Annotated in this window: 13 protein-coding genes; 1 reads left to right on the top strand and 12 read right to left on the bottom strand. The window is 43.5% G+C overall.

Annotation, left to right across the window (positions count from 1 at the left end; genetic code table 11):
- Positions 1–24: 24 nt before the first annotated feature.
- The 6 genes from DESOR_RS12655 to larB all read right to left on the bottom strand — a co-directional run bounded on the left by DESOR_RS12655 (position 25) and on the right by larB (position 7517).
- Complete coding sequence (locus tag DESOR_RS12655; protein ID WP_014184979.1) at positions 25–1179, bottom strand: uroporphyrinogen decarboxylase family protein; 1155 nt, start codon at positions 1177–1179, stop codon at positions 25–27.
- A 75-nt stretch (positions 1180–1254) separates the two neighbouring features.
- Positions 1255–1890, bottom strand: coding sequence for a corrinoid protein (locus DESOR_RS12650; protein ID WP_014184978.1), 636 nt, complete (start codon positions 1888–1890; stop codon positions 1255–1257).
- Positions 1891–1942: 52 nt separating this feature from the next.
- Positions 1943–3313, bottom strand: coding sequence for an MFS transporter (locus tag DESOR_RS12645; RefSeq protein WP_014184977.1), 1371 nt, complete (start codon positions 3311–3313; stop codon positions 1943–1945).
- Between the two features lie 285 nt (positions 3314–3598).
- On the bottom strand, positions 3599–5326 hold the full coding sequence (locus tag DESOR_RS12640; protein ID WP_014184976.1) for a sigma-54 interaction domain-containing protein: 1728 nt from the start codon (positions 5324–5326) through the stop codon (positions 3599–3601).
- Between the two features lie 240 nt (positions 5327–5566).
- Positions 5567–6748 (bottom strand): nickel pincer cofactor biosynthesis protein LarC, encoded by a 1182-nt coding sequence (larC, locus tag DESOR_RS12635; RefSeq protein ID WP_014184975.1) that lies wholly within the window; start codon positions 6746–6748, stop codon positions 5567–5569.
- A gap of 22 nt (positions 6749–6770) precedes the next feature.
- Entirely contained in the window at positions 6771–7517 is a 747-nt protein-coding gene (larB, locus tag DESOR_RS12630; protein ID WP_014184974.1) for a nickel pincer cofactor biosynthesis protein LarB, read from the bottom strand.
- Between the two features lie 239 nt (positions 7518–7756).
- Between larB and DESOR_RS12625 the strand changes: the two genes are divergently transcribed.
- Positions 7757–9085, top strand: coding sequence for an IS30 family transposase (locus DESOR_RS12625; RefSeq protein WP_014184973.1), 1329 nt, complete (start codon positions 7757–7759; stop codon positions 9083–9085).
- A 266-nt stretch (positions 9086–9351) separates the two neighbouring features.
- Here DESOR_RS12625 and ligD read toward each other — a convergent pair whose 3' ends face one another.
- The 6 genes from ligD to DESOR_RS12600 all read right to left on the bottom strand — a co-directional run bounded on the left by ligD (position 9352) and on the right by DESOR_RS12600 (position 14996).
- Positions 9352–11793, bottom strand: coding sequence for a DNA ligase D (gene ligD, locus DESOR_RS12620; protein ID WP_014184972.1), 2442 nt, complete (start codon positions 11791–11793; stop codon positions 9352–9354).
- Between the two features lie 136 nt (positions 11794–11929).
- Positions 11930–12229, bottom strand: coding sequence for a hypothetical protein (locus tag DESOR_RS12615; protein ID WP_014184971.1), 300 nt, complete (start codon positions 12227–12229; stop codon positions 11930–11932).
- A 146-nt stretch (positions 12230–12375) separates the two neighbouring features.
- Positions 12376–13185, bottom strand: a complete 810-nt coding sequence (locus tag DESOR_RS12610) for a methyltetrahydrofolate cobalamin methyltransferase (RefSeq protein ID WP_014184970.1) — start codon at positions 13183–13185, stop codon at positions 12376–12378.
- 62 nt (positions 13186–13247) lie between these two features.
- Positions 13248–13520, bottom strand: coding sequence for a nitroreductase family protein (locus DESOR_RS12605; RefSeq protein ID WP_052304307.1), 273 nt, complete (start codon positions 13518–13520; stop codon positions 13248–13250).
- 119 nt (positions 13521–13639) lie between these two features.
- On the bottom strand, positions 13640–13798 hold the full coding sequence (locus DESOR_RS29720; protein WP_014184969.1) for a hypothetical protein: 159 nt from the start codon (positions 13796–13798) through the stop codon (positions 13640–13642).
- A gap of 43 nt (positions 13799–13841) precedes the next feature.
- Positions 13842–14996, bottom strand: a complete 1155-nt coding sequence (locus DESOR_RS12600; RefSeq protein WP_014184968.1) for a uroporphyrinogen decarboxylase family protein — start codon at positions 14994–14996, stop codon at positions 13842–13844.
- Position 14997 lies beyond the last annotated feature (1 nt).

Below are 14997 nucleotides of genomic sequence, written 5' to 3'. Positions count from 1 at the left end.
GGAATAAGGGCCAATGCTGGATTATCAATATTTACAATTTTCTCGGAAGGTTTCCCACATGGCGATAAAATTCTCAATCGGCACATCGTCCTGTACATTGTGGACCGTCGAAAAAATGAACCCTCCATCACGTGCAAACGCATCTATGTTTCTCTTGGTTTCTTCTCTGACTTGATCAGGCGTTCCATTCGGAAGAGTGGATTGCGTATTAATCCCGCCGCCCCAAAAGACGATGTCTTTACCAAATTGTTTCTTCAAGTGATCAGGACTCATATCAGCTGCGGAAATCTGTACCGGATTCAGAATATCAAAGCCTGCCTGAATAATGTCCGGTATTGCTGCTTCTACTGAACCACAGCTATGCAGGGTGATCTTCACCTCCTGTTTGGATTTGATGTATTCATTCAGTTTCTTATGGTACGGAAGGATCATCTCTCGGATGAGCTGCGGAGAAACAAAGGTCCCCCGCTGGGTTCCGAAATCATCTGCTTCACTGGTTACGTCAACGAGTCCTCCATATATTTCAAAGATATTGTCATAGTACTCCATTTTCTTCTGAAGTAATTTGTCCATAAATGCGGTACATCGTTCGGGCTCAGTAAGCAGCATAGCAAGCCAATTCTCAAAGCCATAGATTAATGGACCGTGCTGCAAGAAGCCATTCCCGAACTGCTCTGAGATGGTTGTTGCATATCCGGCAGTGCAGTAATTTTCCAGTTCTTTTCGTGCTGACATCTCGAATTTATCCGGTGTTGGCCACACAAACTTTTTATCATCGTCTTCATCTTCTGCATCTTCCATCGCTCCGCCAACCAAATCAAAGTAGAGACCTTGTTCCTTAGGCATTCTATAGGTAGTTCCCCAATTGTTTCTATAGTAGTAACTTTTCTCATCATCCCATTTCTTGGCATAGTAGCTCTCTCCTTGTTGGATAGGTTTAAGCCGGGCCGCCCGCACATCACAGCCAAGAAGATCGAGAACTTTATCCGAAGCATAGACTAGCTGATAAGGGATATGACACATTTCCAAGGTTTCTTCATCTTCAATACCGAAATAATCGAGAAGCTTTACGTAAAAATACTTTGTAAATTTACATGAGCATCCAGCTCCCAAGTCCAGGGGAATTTGGTCTGGTTCCTTATGATTCAAGGCGGTTAAAACTCGTTCGTGACTGTTCATAGTTTCTGCCTCCTGATTTATGCTAATCTTTAATTTAATAGTGAATTCTTAATTACTTAACCTTCACTAGTAACCTTATGCCACAAAGGATTTTGCAATTGCGGCAGCCGAAGCTGCATCCGCAGCAAAGGCGTCCGCACCAATAGAATCAGCAAATTCCTGACTGATCGGGGCCCCACCGACCATAATCTTGACTTGATCTCGTAAACCTGCTTCAGTAATCGCCGCAACTAAAAATTTCATAGCAGGCATAGTTGTTGTGAGCAGAGCTGAAAGGCCGATAAGTTTACAATCCGGATTTTCTTTAATAGCTTCAATAAATTTTTCTTTGGAGACATCAACACCCAGATCGATAACTTCATAACCAGCACTTTCAACCATCATTGCCACCAGGTTCTTTCCTATGTCATGCAGGTCTCCTTGCACCGTACCGATAATAAACTTGCCATTAATCGCTGCTTTATTTCCTGCGAGATGGGGCTTAAGAGCCTCAACTCCCTCTTTCATTGCACGTGCTGCAATGAGCATTTCAGGAACGAAGATTTCATTGGCCTTGAATTTCTCTCCGACTATGCCCATTGCGTTAATCATCCCTTGATTTAGAATCTCTAATGGGGCAATACCGTTAGCCAGTGCTTCTTCGACTAAACCTTTTATTATTTTCTTCTTACCTGTTTCAATAGCTGTTGAGATTTCTTGAAGTTTCGACATGTCAATTCCTCCATTTTGAGAATAAGGTTACATAAGATTTTTCATAATCCCCTTAGGCTGATATCTCCTCAAGTACTTTTCCCTTGGTTTCTTCCCCTAAAATTCCCACCGAAAGAGCTGCTACTATAAAACATGCTGCTCCCAGCCCAAAAACTCCCGACTGTCCGGTTCTTGGCAAAACTACTGCTACAACGTATGGCCCTATCAAAGATCCTACCCTGCCAATTGCTGAGGCAAAGCCTGCTCCGGTCGCTCTTGCTCTGGTTGGATATAGCTCAGGAGTATAGGCATACATAGCTGACCACATGCCAAAGAGGAAGAATTGCATACATAAACCATAGATAATTAGAGTTGTAAGACTTGTTGCCGTTCCATAGAAATAAGCAGAAACAGCTGAACCTAATAGTACTGTTATGACAGTAATTTTACGTCCTTTAGATTCAATAAAATGAGCGGCAGTGAAGAAACCTGGGACACCGGCAAGGGATATAACAAGAGTATAGAAAACTGATTTGGTCACTGAATAACCTGCCTGCTGCAAAAATGCTCCAAGCCAGGTAGTTAGCCCATAGTAACCCAGGAGAGCAAAAAACCACAGGCACCAAACCATAATTGTTCGTTTAACATATCCAGGCGACCAAAGCTCAAGGAAAGATGACTTTCGTTTAACAGAAGTTTCTCCTATGTTTCCAATATCGTGAACAAGAGGAAGTTCTTGACCATATGCTTTTTTCACCTGTTCCTCAAAATCCAGCATTACCTCATTAGCTTTTTCGTGTCGTCCGCTGGAATCCAGCCAGCGAGGGGACTCCGGAACAATCCGCCGGATAATCAGGACAAAAATCGCTGGAATTCCTTCACAAACAAATACCCATCGCCAACCACCAACGGGTAGAACAAAATATGCTAATAGTCCTGCACCAATAAAACCAATCGGATAAAATCCTTCTAATAGAGCAATATAACGTCCACGATTTTTAGCAGGTATAAATTCAGATACAAGAGATTGGCCGATTGGAAACTCCATGCCCATTCCAAAGCCTAACATCATCCTAAAAATGGCTAACTGCTCTGCACTTTGAGATAGAGCACATAATATACTCGCCGCACCCCAGATGATCATACTACTCTGGAAAACGATCTTCCGACCAAATCTGTCTGCTACCATGCCTGCAATGGCTGCTCCTAAAAACATTCCCAAAAAACTGGCACTGGAGAGCAACCCCGTCTGTACTGTAGTCAGATTAAAATATGTCTTTAATGAACCTAAAACGAAAGTTAGCATTCCTAAATCCATAGAATCAAAAAACCAAGCCGTTGCAATAATATAAAAGATCTTCTTTTGATAAGATGTAAGGGGAAGTCGTTCCAACCTTTGCGGAATACTGAAACTTCTCCCATAATTTACTGCCGGTTGTGCCATATTCTAACCCTCCATTTTTAAGTTTAGAAATATTGCTAAAAAAACAAACTATCCTCCTTTCAAAGTGAATAATGATAAATAAAACGCAATATAATTTCATGTTATTTTGCAATTATTATGCCAATCAAAAAAATCAGAGTATTTCGCATCTATTGAAATACTCTGATTATAACTGGAATCACCATCTATTATATAAATTAAAAAAATTCACCCCACAAACCAGCTTCAAATGACTTATCTTAACACTGATTCCAAATGCGTTCGGCTGATTCCATATTTCATCATTTATAAAATCTCTTCAACAGCAAGGTTATACTTCTTCATTTTTTTAACCATGCATGATTGACTAATATTAAGCATTTTAGCGGCTTTACGTGTACTTCTTGCCGAACGATATGCTTCCAAAATCAACCGTCGTTCTTCTCTTTCTATGCAGGTTTGTAAAGAAGAAATATCTTTATTGCGAGGCTTTAAGGAAGAGAGAGATGTTTCGGCTAAAGCATCAGTTTTTATGCAATCCTCATGATATGTGACAACTAAACGTTCGATGGTATTTTCAAGTTCCCGTATATTGCCCGGCCAGTCATATTCCCAAAACGTCTCCATTACGTCTGAATGAATCCATTTTTGATAACCATATTTTCGATTGTATTTTCCTAAAAACTCCTCAACAAGAGAAAGAATATCTTCCTTACGTTTTCTTAAAGGGGGAATAACTATAGGTACCACATTTAATCTGTAGAATAAATCTTCACGAAATAACTTTTCTTTCACCATAACACTCAGGTCTCTATTTGTCGCCGCAACAATTCTTACGTTGAGTTGAATAGGTTTCTTGCCGCCTATCCTTGTTATCTCTTTATCCTGAATTGCTCGAAGCACCTTAACCTGTAATTCAAGGGATAATTCCCCTACTTCATCAAGAAAGATGGTTCCGCCCTGAGCCAGCTCGAAGAGACCCAATTTCCCTTCCTTTAGAGCCCCAGTAAATGCTCCAGCTTCATAACCGAAAAACTCTGATTCTAGCAGATTCTGTGGGATTGCACCACAATTAATTTTTATGAAAGGTTGCTTTGCACGTTTACTGGCACGGTGAACTAATTGGGCAATAAGTTCTTTGCCAACACCTGTCTCACCAAGGATTAATACATTTGAATCAACACCGGCAACATGATAAGCCATTTCCAGCTTTTTTTGCATTTCCGGATCTTTTGTAATAATTTTTTTGAAAGACTGTTGTGAACGTAAATGTTCTAATTCCCGAAAATATTTATCCCTAATTTGTTCACTTTCCGCCAATTTCCCTTCCAATTCATTTAATTGAGAAACATCACGAACCTCAGTAACCACATATAAGACGTTTCCTTTATCATCGAAAATTGGACTACCACTCAGCAATAAATTCTTTCCATTTCTAACATCCATCACGTTTACCCTTGATCGCCGCTCCACGACCATTTCAGTAACTGACTTATTCATATAACCTTGCCTCAATAAATCGCGTACATGTTTCCCAACAAATTCCTTGGCGGTAATCCCTGTCATTCGTTGATAGGCATCATTAGCAACAATGATAATTCCCCGATTATCTGCTACAACGATTCCATCGTCTAAAGACTCAATAATAGCATCTAATCTATTATTAATTTCTTTAAATGCATCTAATTGATGGGACAATACCTCAATTTCAGAAATATCTTGGAAGATAGCTACAGCCCCAATTATTTCATTTCCACGCCAGATTGGATTCCGATTAGAAATAATTACATGATTATTGATATTTATATGCTGGTTATGCTCTTCCAATCCAGTTTTCATAACTTTAATTAACTGTGTATTAGGGATTACCTGATCAATCTGTTTGCCTATTGCATCCTCTTTAGGGATATTTAGAATTTTTGAAGCTGCTCGGTTAAAAATAATAACCTCTTCGTTACGGTTAATTGCAATAATACCATTGTGCAAGGATTCGGAAATTTCTTGCCAATCGGAAACTTCCATTTCAGGTTTCATTACACTCCCCCCTTTAATACACTACTCTTTTGAAATTATTTTAATACAGGTAGTAACTATTTCTATTTTAATATTAACTTAAACATCCCAGAGTGTAAAACACTCTATAACCATAACAGCAACCGAAAAAGAAAGTAGTTAAAATACTGCCGACCTTCAATTTAAAAATCCGGCAGTTTTGAACCGACTAATCTAAATTAGTCAGACCTCAAAACCGCCGGATTTTTAAAAGGAGGAATCTCATTCCTCAGTTACCTGCTGTAACGCTGCATTATAAACTTCAATAAAGGTCTTTCCTGTTTTCCGGGCAATATTTCTGCAGTCTTCATATTCAGGCGCATATTTGACAAAACCGTCTTTGGAAGCCATTTTTACTCTGACATCCCCAAATTTCGTCGATACCTTGATAATTTCTCGGTTCATAATGTATCTTTTACAGTTGCTTCTTCTTATCCCCAAAGTCGTTGTTTCTCTTAGAATCATAGCAGCAAGCTTCTCTTCATCCTGAATTTCAGCAATTACCGTCATCATAACCCCAGGGCGGTTCTTTTTCATAAATACGGGGGTATAAAATACATCGAGGGCTCCATTTTCAAACAACCGTTCCATGGTGTAACCCATTGCTTCGCCGTTCATATCGTCGATGTTAGTTTCAAGGGTGACTATCTCATCCGAAGTGTCCTTACCCGTATCATCCATCGTACCCAAAACGAGCCTCAATGCATTGAAACCGACCGTTTCCCTTTTTCCCATACCATAGCCGACCCTGTCTATAGACATTTGGGGCATACTGCCAAAGCCTGACGACAGGCACTTTATTATTCCCATTCCAGTGGGTGTAACAAGTTCTGTATTGATCTCTGTCTGAATCAAAGGTATTCCGCTTCCGGACAGCATTTCCATTACCGACGGTACCGGAACCGGTATGGAACCATGCTGGCATTTTACGAAGCCATGTCCGTCATAGAGCTTTGAGGCATACACTCTGTCGATTCCCAGCAAGTCCAGACATATGGCCGTGCCAACAATATCGACAATGGAATCAACAGCTCCGACTTCATGGAAATGCACCTCTGCAATATCTTGATCATAAACTTTAGCTTCAGCCCCAGCGATTTCCCTAAATACCTTTTTACTGAAATCTTTTACTCCTTGGAACAGGTCACTTTCCTCAATGAGCCCTTCGATGTCTCTCAAGTTTCGTACCTGGTGATCCTCTTCATCATGAGTTAGGATTACATGCACATCCTTACCGGTTATCCCGTTCTTGATGCTTTTACTTATCACAAACCTATATTCCTCAAGCTTAAGCTTGGCAAGCTCCCTCCTAAAGATCTGTTCATCGACACCCAGATCCATTAGGGCGCCAAGAGTCATATCCCCGCTGATCCCTGAAAAACAGTCAAAAAAAAGTACTTTCATAAAATGCTTCCTCCTGATTATGCTACAATTTATTGATCATACTGGCCAGATAGCCGGCTCCGAAACCATTGTCAATATTGACAACGCCAATGCCGCTGGCACAGCTGTTGAGCATGGTCAAAAGCGCTGAGAGTCCTCCGAAATTTGCTCCATAGCCCACACTGGTGGGCACAGCAATAACAGGCTTATCTACCAATCCGCCAACAACACTTGCCAGAGCGCCCTCCATTCCGGCTACAGCAATCAGCACATTGGCCCGCATCAGGTGGCCGGTATTGGCTAGCAGGCGATGTATGCCCGCAACGCCGACATCATAAATTCTATCCACTTTGTTGCCAAGAATCTCGGCAGTGACGGCTGCCTCTTCCGCTACAGGAATATCCGAGGTTCCGGCGGTTACAACCGCAATCGTCTTATCTGTTACAATAATATTCCTTCTTTTAACCGCAACGATCCTTGCGGTTTCATAGTAAACTGCATCACCGGTTACTTCCAATATGCCTTCATATACTTCTTTCCCGGCTCTGGTGGCAAGGATGTTGTTATTACACGTCATAAGCTTCTGAACGATTACCTTTATCTGATTAATCGTTTTACCCTGACAGAATATGACCTCAGGGTAACCGTTGCGAATATTTCTGTGCTGGTCAACCTTGGCAAAGCCCAAATCTTCAAAAGGGAGCTTTTTCAGATCACTAACGGCTTCCTCCACACCCACCCTTCCCTCTTTTACGTTTTCAAGCAGTTTTATAAGGCTATCTTCATCCATGATAAATTCCTTCCGATCATTATAATTGTCCTGAGTCCATCTTGATTGTTTCTTCTTGTTATATAAACTTTAACATCTGGAGTTAACTTCAAGTCAACAGGTCTTTGTACCATAAAGCGTTAAATGAAAAGGTAAATTCGTGATGGCAGTAGTTAATTCGTGTTTCATGATGTTAGTCTTGCACTAGTTTTTGATACAATGGATAGGCAGTGGATTCCTCCTCACCCGAGGAGGTCATTATGGCTAACATGAATTATGATGGTAAACACTTAACAACGACCCAACGTATTAAGATCGAAAAGGGATTACTGGATGGGGAATCCTTGGCTTCTATTGCCAGAAGAATTGCCAAGCACCCCAGTACAGTGGCTAAGGAAATCAGGAAATACCGCTACTTTCCCGATCGGGAAACTCCTTCAAAAAAGCTTCCCTGCCTTCTTAAAAAGAACTGTCAGATCCGCTTTCTCTGTGACAAAAAAGATTGTGTCAAACTCTGCAAAACCTGTTATGATCCCTCCCGTGAAGCGGACTGTCAGGAAATCTGCCCCGATTATACAGCCACCGTCTGCCCTAAAATTCAGAAGGCTCCTTATGTCTGTAATGGGTGCCCTAAGTTTAAACGCTGTTCGCTTCAGCATGCCCTCTATTCTGCCCAGCGGGCCGATGAGGCATCCCAGGATCTTTTAGTTTCCTGCCGCAACGGGATTAACCAGTCTCCGGCTGACATCGCCCTGCTCGATGACCTCATTTCTCCTTTGTTAAAACAGGGGCAATCTCTAGCCCACATTTATGCCCATCACGGCCATGAAATCCCCTGCTGCCGCAGAACGCTTTACAATTACATCGATCAAGGGGTCTTTACCGCCAGGAATATCGATTTGAGACGACGAGTCCGTTACAAATGCAAGGAACGCAAGCAAGGAACCCGAGTGAGCCTCGCGGCCAGGGAATTCCGAATCAATCGCACTTATGATGATTTCTGTGCTCTGATGAAAAAGGCCCCTTCCTCTTCAGTGGTGGAGATGGACACCGTGGAAGGCGGGCGCGGGAATAGTAAGCAGGCCTTTTTAACCCTGTTTTTCCGAAACTGTTCCCTGATGCTGATCTTTGTTCTCGCCGAAAAAACTCAGGAATGCGTTACTGAAGTCTTTGATACGCTTTCGGAAAAGCTGGGGGTCCCAACCTTCCAGGACCTTTTCCCGCTCATCCTTACCGATAACGGAACTGAATTTCAGAACCCTCAACGATTGGAATGCAATCGTCACGGGGCAAGCCGGACCCGGATCTTTTACTGTAATCCAAACAGTTCCTGGCAGAAAGGAATGCTTGAGAAGAACCATGAATACCTGCGCTATGTCATTCCCAAGGGGCAGAGTCTGGATGCTTACGACCAGAACGATGCTACTCTGTTAATGAACCACATCAACAGTGAAGCAAGAGACAGCCTGAACGGCTGCACTCCGTTCAGGCTGTCTCTTTTGCTTTTAAATCCTAAGTTGCATGATCTTCTGAAACTGGTTCAAATTCCTCCGGATGAGGTCACTCTAAAACAATCGCTCTTGAAATAACACTCATCTCGCGGGGGAATCCACTGCCGAATTTAGTCCTGCACGACAACGACATGTGGAATTTAGTTTTGCACACTGTTTCAGATGTCTGTTTCTCATGGGAAAAACAGAGATAAGATCTCTTTAGTGGCATTATACAGCCTATTTTCTACTCCTGTAAAGCAAAATGAGTTGACCTTAGCCTTGCATTTTCAATGCTTTGGCAGAATCGAGAATTTACCTTTTCATTTAACGTTTGTACCATAAAGCGTTACATTTGTTTTGGCTCATTTAAGCCGTTGGTGATTCCGGAAAAAATCCTGCCAGGGATCATGGCATCCGATCCTCCGGAGGGCCTCCGCCATGTCTACGCCTCCGGGAGCCACCCTGTCTAGCTCATCCCAATCTATGGGCATGGACACTCCCGCCCCTTTTCTCGCTCGCAGGGAATAAGGGGCAATGCTGGTAGCGCCTCTGCCATTGCGAATCCAATCGATGAAAATCTTGTTGGTGCGCTTGGCCTTGCGCACATTGCTGGTGTAGCGGTCCGGCCACTTCTGCTCCATCACTTGGGCAACCCGTTTAGCAAAATCATAAAAAACATCCCAGGAAACGACAGGCTTTAAAGGCACAACCACATGGTACCCTTTGCCGCCGCTGGTCTTAAGGTAGGAATTCAGGGATAGCTCGGCCAGAATATCCCTCATATCCCGCACACCCTGGCGCACCCTGCTTAGATCCATCCCCTCATCAGGGTCCAGATCAAAGACCATGAGATCCGGCTTTTCCAGCTCATCCACACGACTTCCCCAGATATGAAATTCCAGGGTGCCCATTTGGGCTTCGTAGATCAGCCCCTTTGAATTCTCAATATAAAAGTAGTCATTCGTCTCCCCGTCACTGGAGGAGACAGGAATAGTGACGATTCCCCGACTGCCCGGACCGGGATGCTTTTTATAGAAGCAGGTCTGAGAGATGCCTTTGGGACAGCGGACAATACTGAGAACCCGATGGCTCACATAAGGCAGCATGCGTTCCGCCACCTTTTCGTAATAGCGGATCACATCCCTTTTGGTGATTTCAGGCTCAGCAAAAATCACCTTGTCGGGGTTGCTGATCTTGATTCCTTCGATAATGAGACTTTTGTCCCGGGCCTTCATAGGCCTCGCCTCTTCTTTAGGAAATGAAGGTGACAGGGTTTCCTCCTCCTCTATTTCCTTTTTAATATCCCTGGGATTCTTATCCCTGCGCAGGCCTTTAAAACTGGCCTGCCTTAATAGATTGTCTGACGTCCATTCGGCAAATTTTATTTCCGCCACCAGTTCCGGTTCCAGCCAAGTGATCTGCTCATTGGACTTAGGTCTAGGCGCCATCCGGAAAGGGGGGACCTTTCTCTTGAGGTTCGCAAAGATTTCCGCCAGCTCTCTCATGTCAGCTTCGCTCAGCCCGGTGCCGACCCGTCCGGCATAGACTAATTCCCCACCGGAATAGACCCCCAGGATCAGAGAACTTATCCCCCTGGTTTTTCGATTAGAAAGAGTATAGCCTCCTACCACGAATTCCTGCCTATGCTCGCATTTAAGTTTAATCCAGTCACCGTTTCTGGTTCCGCTGTAGACGGAAGCGGCTTTTTTGCCCACGATCCCTTCCATGCCCGCCTCACAAGCCGCAGTGAAACTTTCTTTGCCCTTCCCTGGAATATGCCGGCTGTAGTAGAGATTTTGAGGGGCATCCTCCAGCAAGGCTGCCAAGGTTGTCTTCCTGTCAATGAGGGGCTGTCCCCGGAGATCCCCTCCATCCAAGGCCAGAAGATCAAAGATAATATAGGTCAGGTTTTGGGCCTGGGGATTTTTCATATAATTCTGCAGTGCCTGAAAATCCGTCTTCCCCGCAGCATCCGTGATGGTCATCTCCCCGTCCAGAATCATTGCCCTGCCCCCAGCCCAATCCACCAGGGAATAAGCCACATCCTGGAACCGCTGGGTAAAATCATGGCCGTTCCTGGTGATCAGCCTGACGCTATTGCCTTCGATATAGGCCAGTATCCTGTAGCCATCGTATTTCAGCTCATAGAGCCAATCCTCACCCTTTGGAATTGTACTAACCAGTTTGGCCAGCTGCACAACCGTACTGCTGAAAGGGTTCTGGGTTATCTTTTCGTCTTCCCCTTCTTCAATTTCCCTCATGGTGCGTCCCGTTCGGATGCTGGTAGTAAACTCGGAAATTCCGTCTTCGGGATTGGCATACTCATCTTTTTCTTTCAGCAGCAGCCAGTTATCCTGGGTCTCCCCCGCTTTTCTTTTCAAACGCACCAGAGCCCACTTGCCTTTAAGCCGCCGTCCCTTGAGGATAAATTTCAGCACACCTGAGCGGAGTCCCTCCCCTACATCCACGTAGGGTTCCCACATGCCTTCATCCCAGAGCATGACCACACCGCCGCCATATTCCCCTTTGGGAATTGTCCCCTCAAAGTTCCTGTATTCCAGGGGATGATCCTCCACCTCTACGGCCAGCCTCTTGTCCCGGGTATTATAGGAGGGGCCTTTAGGCACGGCCCAGCTCAATAAGGCCCCGTCCCACTCCAGACGGAGATCGTAGTGATCCCTGCGGGCTATATGGTGCTGGACTACAAACCTCAGCCCTTCTTTAGGGTTTTCCGGTATGCCTTCCGGCTCCAGGGTTCTGGAGAAATTTCTTTTTTCGTTGTACTCCCTGAGTTTTACAGTCATAGGTTTTGCCGATTCCTTCTTCTTTTTGGCTTATTGTTTCCAATTGAAGTGTAAGTATCCGGTATTGATTGTTAAAGACAGCAAATAGGGAAAGACCTCAGAGAACTTTCGCGCTCCGAGGCCTTAGTGATTTGTGTTATATTGATTTCTCCGACCCATAAACCTCTTCCAAAGGTATATCCCTGGATTCACTGGCCTCGATATCGACAACCTCCTCTATTGGGCTACTTTCATACAACCATAGATATTCAATATCTTGCGGCCAGTCCTCACCCCAGTTGGCATCCATAAACATATTCTGCATGAGGAACCGCTCATAAAATGAAGCGTGCAATGCTGTACTATGAAAAAGGATACCTCCTGAACGATTGAGTAAAACGGCAGCTATGACGCCAACGGCCGCAACTCCGCCTGCCATGAGTACTATCGGTCGCATACTTCCTCCCCCTATTCCACATATTGGTCTTATAGCATATTATTCTCAGATAGTTAGAGGAGGCGCCTGTACCTTCACCACTTCTGAATATAATATCTATTGGCTGTATCCTTGGCATCTTTGGCGCATTCGCTGACGAAAGCAGGCTAAATTTCTTTAAGCGGACCAATTTTATTTTTGCGATAAGCATTCGCAAAATTACGGCAATACTTATCACGTCCTAATAAAGCTTCAGTGGCAAGTAAAGTGGCCACTAAATCCCTGTTGATTGGGTCTAAAATAGCGGAGTCCATTCCAGCAAACATAGCAAGGGTTAAAAAGTTTTGATTGACAACCTTTCGCAAAGGCATACCGAAGGATATATTGCTCAATCCTGAGGTTACTTTTATCGTGGGATATAACTCCTTGATTTGCCTTGTCGCTTCCGCAAATTTGAGCAAGGAATCGTTATCCGCAGATAATGCGATGACCAAAGGATCAATATGAATTCTGTCCGGAGCAATATTATATTCCTGGGCCTTTGCAACAATTAACTTGGTAATCTCAACTCTCTTTTCAATATTGGCAGGAATTCCGTCATTATCACAGGTTAAAGCGATAACTTGCCATTCAGTTTCCTGAATAAGCGGAAAAATCACATCGCATTTGTCAGCCTCCATCGATACAGAATTGATAAGCCCCGGTTTCTTGGCGTATTTAAAAACTTCCTTGATCGCTCTTGGATTGGGACTGTCAATGCATAGGGGGGTATCTGTAACCTCTTGAACAATCCCCATGAGCCAAAGCAAGGTTTCCACCTCAAAATCAGGAGCTGTGCTTGCACAAACATCGATAAAATCAGCACCGGCTTCACTTTGCTTTAACGCCAGATTTCTGATGAATTCGTCATCTTTTGCTTCGATTGCTTTTTTAACACTGGGAATGGTCCCATTGATTTTTTCGCCGATAATGATCATTTGTTTTCTCCTTTTCTCCTATTCTCTACTGCCAAAGCTTCTTTTTGGGCGGGTGTCACTTTTTATATGCGGTTCATAGCTATCTTTACTTTAAGGTCTTTTTCCGATTGATCATGATTAGCCGCGTACCCCAATGCAACACTTGCCATTGGCTTAAACTCGTCAGGGATTTCAAGTGTTTTGCGCAAATCCGAATCTGCGCTCACAGCCACCGCTGTTCCCCAGATCAGAACACTATCAACCTTTTGGTCTGTCGCCGCTATCATCATGTTTTCCAGGACGCAACCTGTATTGACATACTTGGTTATAAGATCGAGTGGACTTTCTTTTGGCAATCGCTTTCATAGTTTCCAAAAAAATCACTCCTGTCCAATTGGTGCTAAACCAAGGGAGGTATTGCCATTGCAGCAAGGCCTCCCTTGGCTAAAATAGAATTATGAAAGTATTAATTTAATTAACAAACTAGGAAATATTTATACGCAAACAAATATCCTTCTCTAACTGCATCGTCATCAGGCAAAAAATCCAAATCCTTTTTAAGCTCTTCAAATAGTTCTGTAATCGATTTTTCCTGCTGCTTTTCTGGGGCTGTTTCTTTAGCTGTATCACTCATAATCAAATCCTCCTTTGTACAATAAAGTCGTTTTATAGCTTACTTATTTATAAGAATGCACAAACTCATTAACAGCTTTCAAATTTTCAGGATTTACATCGCCGGGCGCCAGTAATAATTTATCAGTAGAAAACAAGAATCCCCCACCTGGAGCGCATTTATCCACTACTTCTTTGACATGATCAATGCATTCCTGTTTCGACGCTGCCCGGAGCATGCCCAGATCTATTCCACCGCAGAGGGTAACTGTATCTCCGATCTTTTTCTTCGCTTCAAATATATTGTCTTTTTCCAGTATGCAAACTGCAAAATCTTTCGGGAAATCATTGACGTATTCGTACAGGTGTTCCCAGTTTCCTTCCAGGTAAATCAAAGCTTTTCCACCTAATGCTTTAATCTGGTACAGCAACTTTCTGAAACCCGGCCAATAGAATTCTCCAAATTGCTTGGGACTAAGGAAAGTGGGAACGTGAAGAGGTAAAAAGATGAAAGGAAAAGGCTGCAAAGTGGGTTGTCCCATGGTAATAACCGACATGATCAGAGGAAGGACGGCCTCAGCAGCCTCTTTGAGTTCCTCCGGTCGTCTTCTCAGGTCGCCCAGAGTACCCCGAAAGCCTCTGAAAAAGTCAAAAATAAGATCAAGGGGGCCCTCTCCCACCGCACCCGTAATCGTTGGAATACCGTAGTTATCTTTAGAAAATTGCATTCCGGCTACTGATCTTTGAATTAACTTGTTAAAATAATTCAGAGATTCTTTCAAGGCTTCCAGGTTTTGGGGATACGGCTTGTTCAGCTCAGGGTATTTGCGAGGGAATATTTCGTTAACTGTATAGCCCAGAGGATCTTTTGTAAGCTGGGCGTATTCATCTTCATTCATATAAATGGATTCTTTATGCTGAGTGGTTATGCCGTTACTTGATAAGAAATAGAGGCTCCCTCCAAGAGTGGTGGTTGCTCTTACATCTCTGGTCATACTGCTGAAAAGTGTGCCGTCGCAATAAAAGGTTTCAAAAATCTTCCCAAAGCATGCGAATTCCTTTTGCATATCATCCTGAATATCGGCTATTTTCAACCCGCATTGACTGATGGTCCAAGCTTCCGCCTGTAAGATTACAGGTACGGAATCGGTTTCTTGGTGAGACACTGCAGTCATTATTCTATTCAACCGTTCTTGATACAGTTTTTCGGTATCGGTCATA

Origin of the sequence: Desulfosporosinus orientis DSM 765 (genome assembly GCF_000235605.1) — a bacterium.
Lineage (GTDB): Bacteria > Bacillota > Desulfitobacteriia > Desulfitobacteriales > Desulfitobacteriaceae > Desulfosporosinus > Desulfosporosinus orientis.
This window is presented reverse-complemented; position numbering and strand designations above follow the sequence as displayed.

Coding starts and splice junctions, on each gene's coding strand:
- DESOR_RS12655 (WP_014184979.1), bottom strand. CDS start 1,179: ATGAACAGTCACGAACGAGTTTTAACCGCCTTGAATCATAAGGAACCA.
- DESOR_RS12650 (WP_014184978.1), bottom strand. CDS start 1,890: ATGTCGAAACTTCAAGAAATCTCAACAGCTATTGAAACAGGTAAGAAG.
- DESOR_RS12645 (WP_014184977.1), bottom strand. CDS start 3,313: ATGGCACAACCGGCAGTAAATTATGGGAGAAGTTTCAGTATTCCGCAA.
- DESOR_RS12640 (WP_014184976.1), bottom strand. CDS start 5,326: ATGAAACCTGAAATGGAAGTTTCCGATTGGCAAGAAATTTCCGAATCC.
- larC (WP_014184975.1), bottom strand. CDS start 6,748: ATGAAAGTACTTTTTTTTGACTGTTTTTCAGGGATCAGCGGGGATATG.
- larB (WP_014184974.1), bottom strand. CDS start 7,517: ATGGATGAAGATAGCCTTATAAAACTGCTTGAAAACGTAAAAGAGGGA.
- DESOR_RS12625 (WP_014184973.1), top strand. CDS start 7,757: ATGGCTAACATGAATTATGATGGTAAACACTTAACAACGACCCAACGT.
- ligD (WP_014184972.1), bottom strand. CDS start 11,793: ATGACTGTAAAACTCAGGGAGTACAACGAAAAAAGAAATTTCTCCAGA.
- DESOR_RS12615 (WP_014184971.1), bottom strand. CDS start 12,229: ATGCGACCGATAGTACTCATGGCAGGCGGAGTTGCGGCCGTTGGCGTC.
- DESOR_RS12610 (WP_014184970.1), bottom strand. CDS start 13,185: ATGATCATTATCGGCGAAAAAATCAATGGGACCATTCCCAGTGTTAAA.
- DESOR_RS29720 (WP_014184969.1), bottom strand. CDS start 13,798: ATGAGTGATACAGCTAAAGAAACAGCCCCAGAAAAGCAGCAGGAAAAA.
- DESOR_RS12600 (WP_014184968.1), bottom strand. CDS start 14,996: ATGACCGATACCGAAAAACTGTATCAAGAACGGTTGAATAGAATAATG.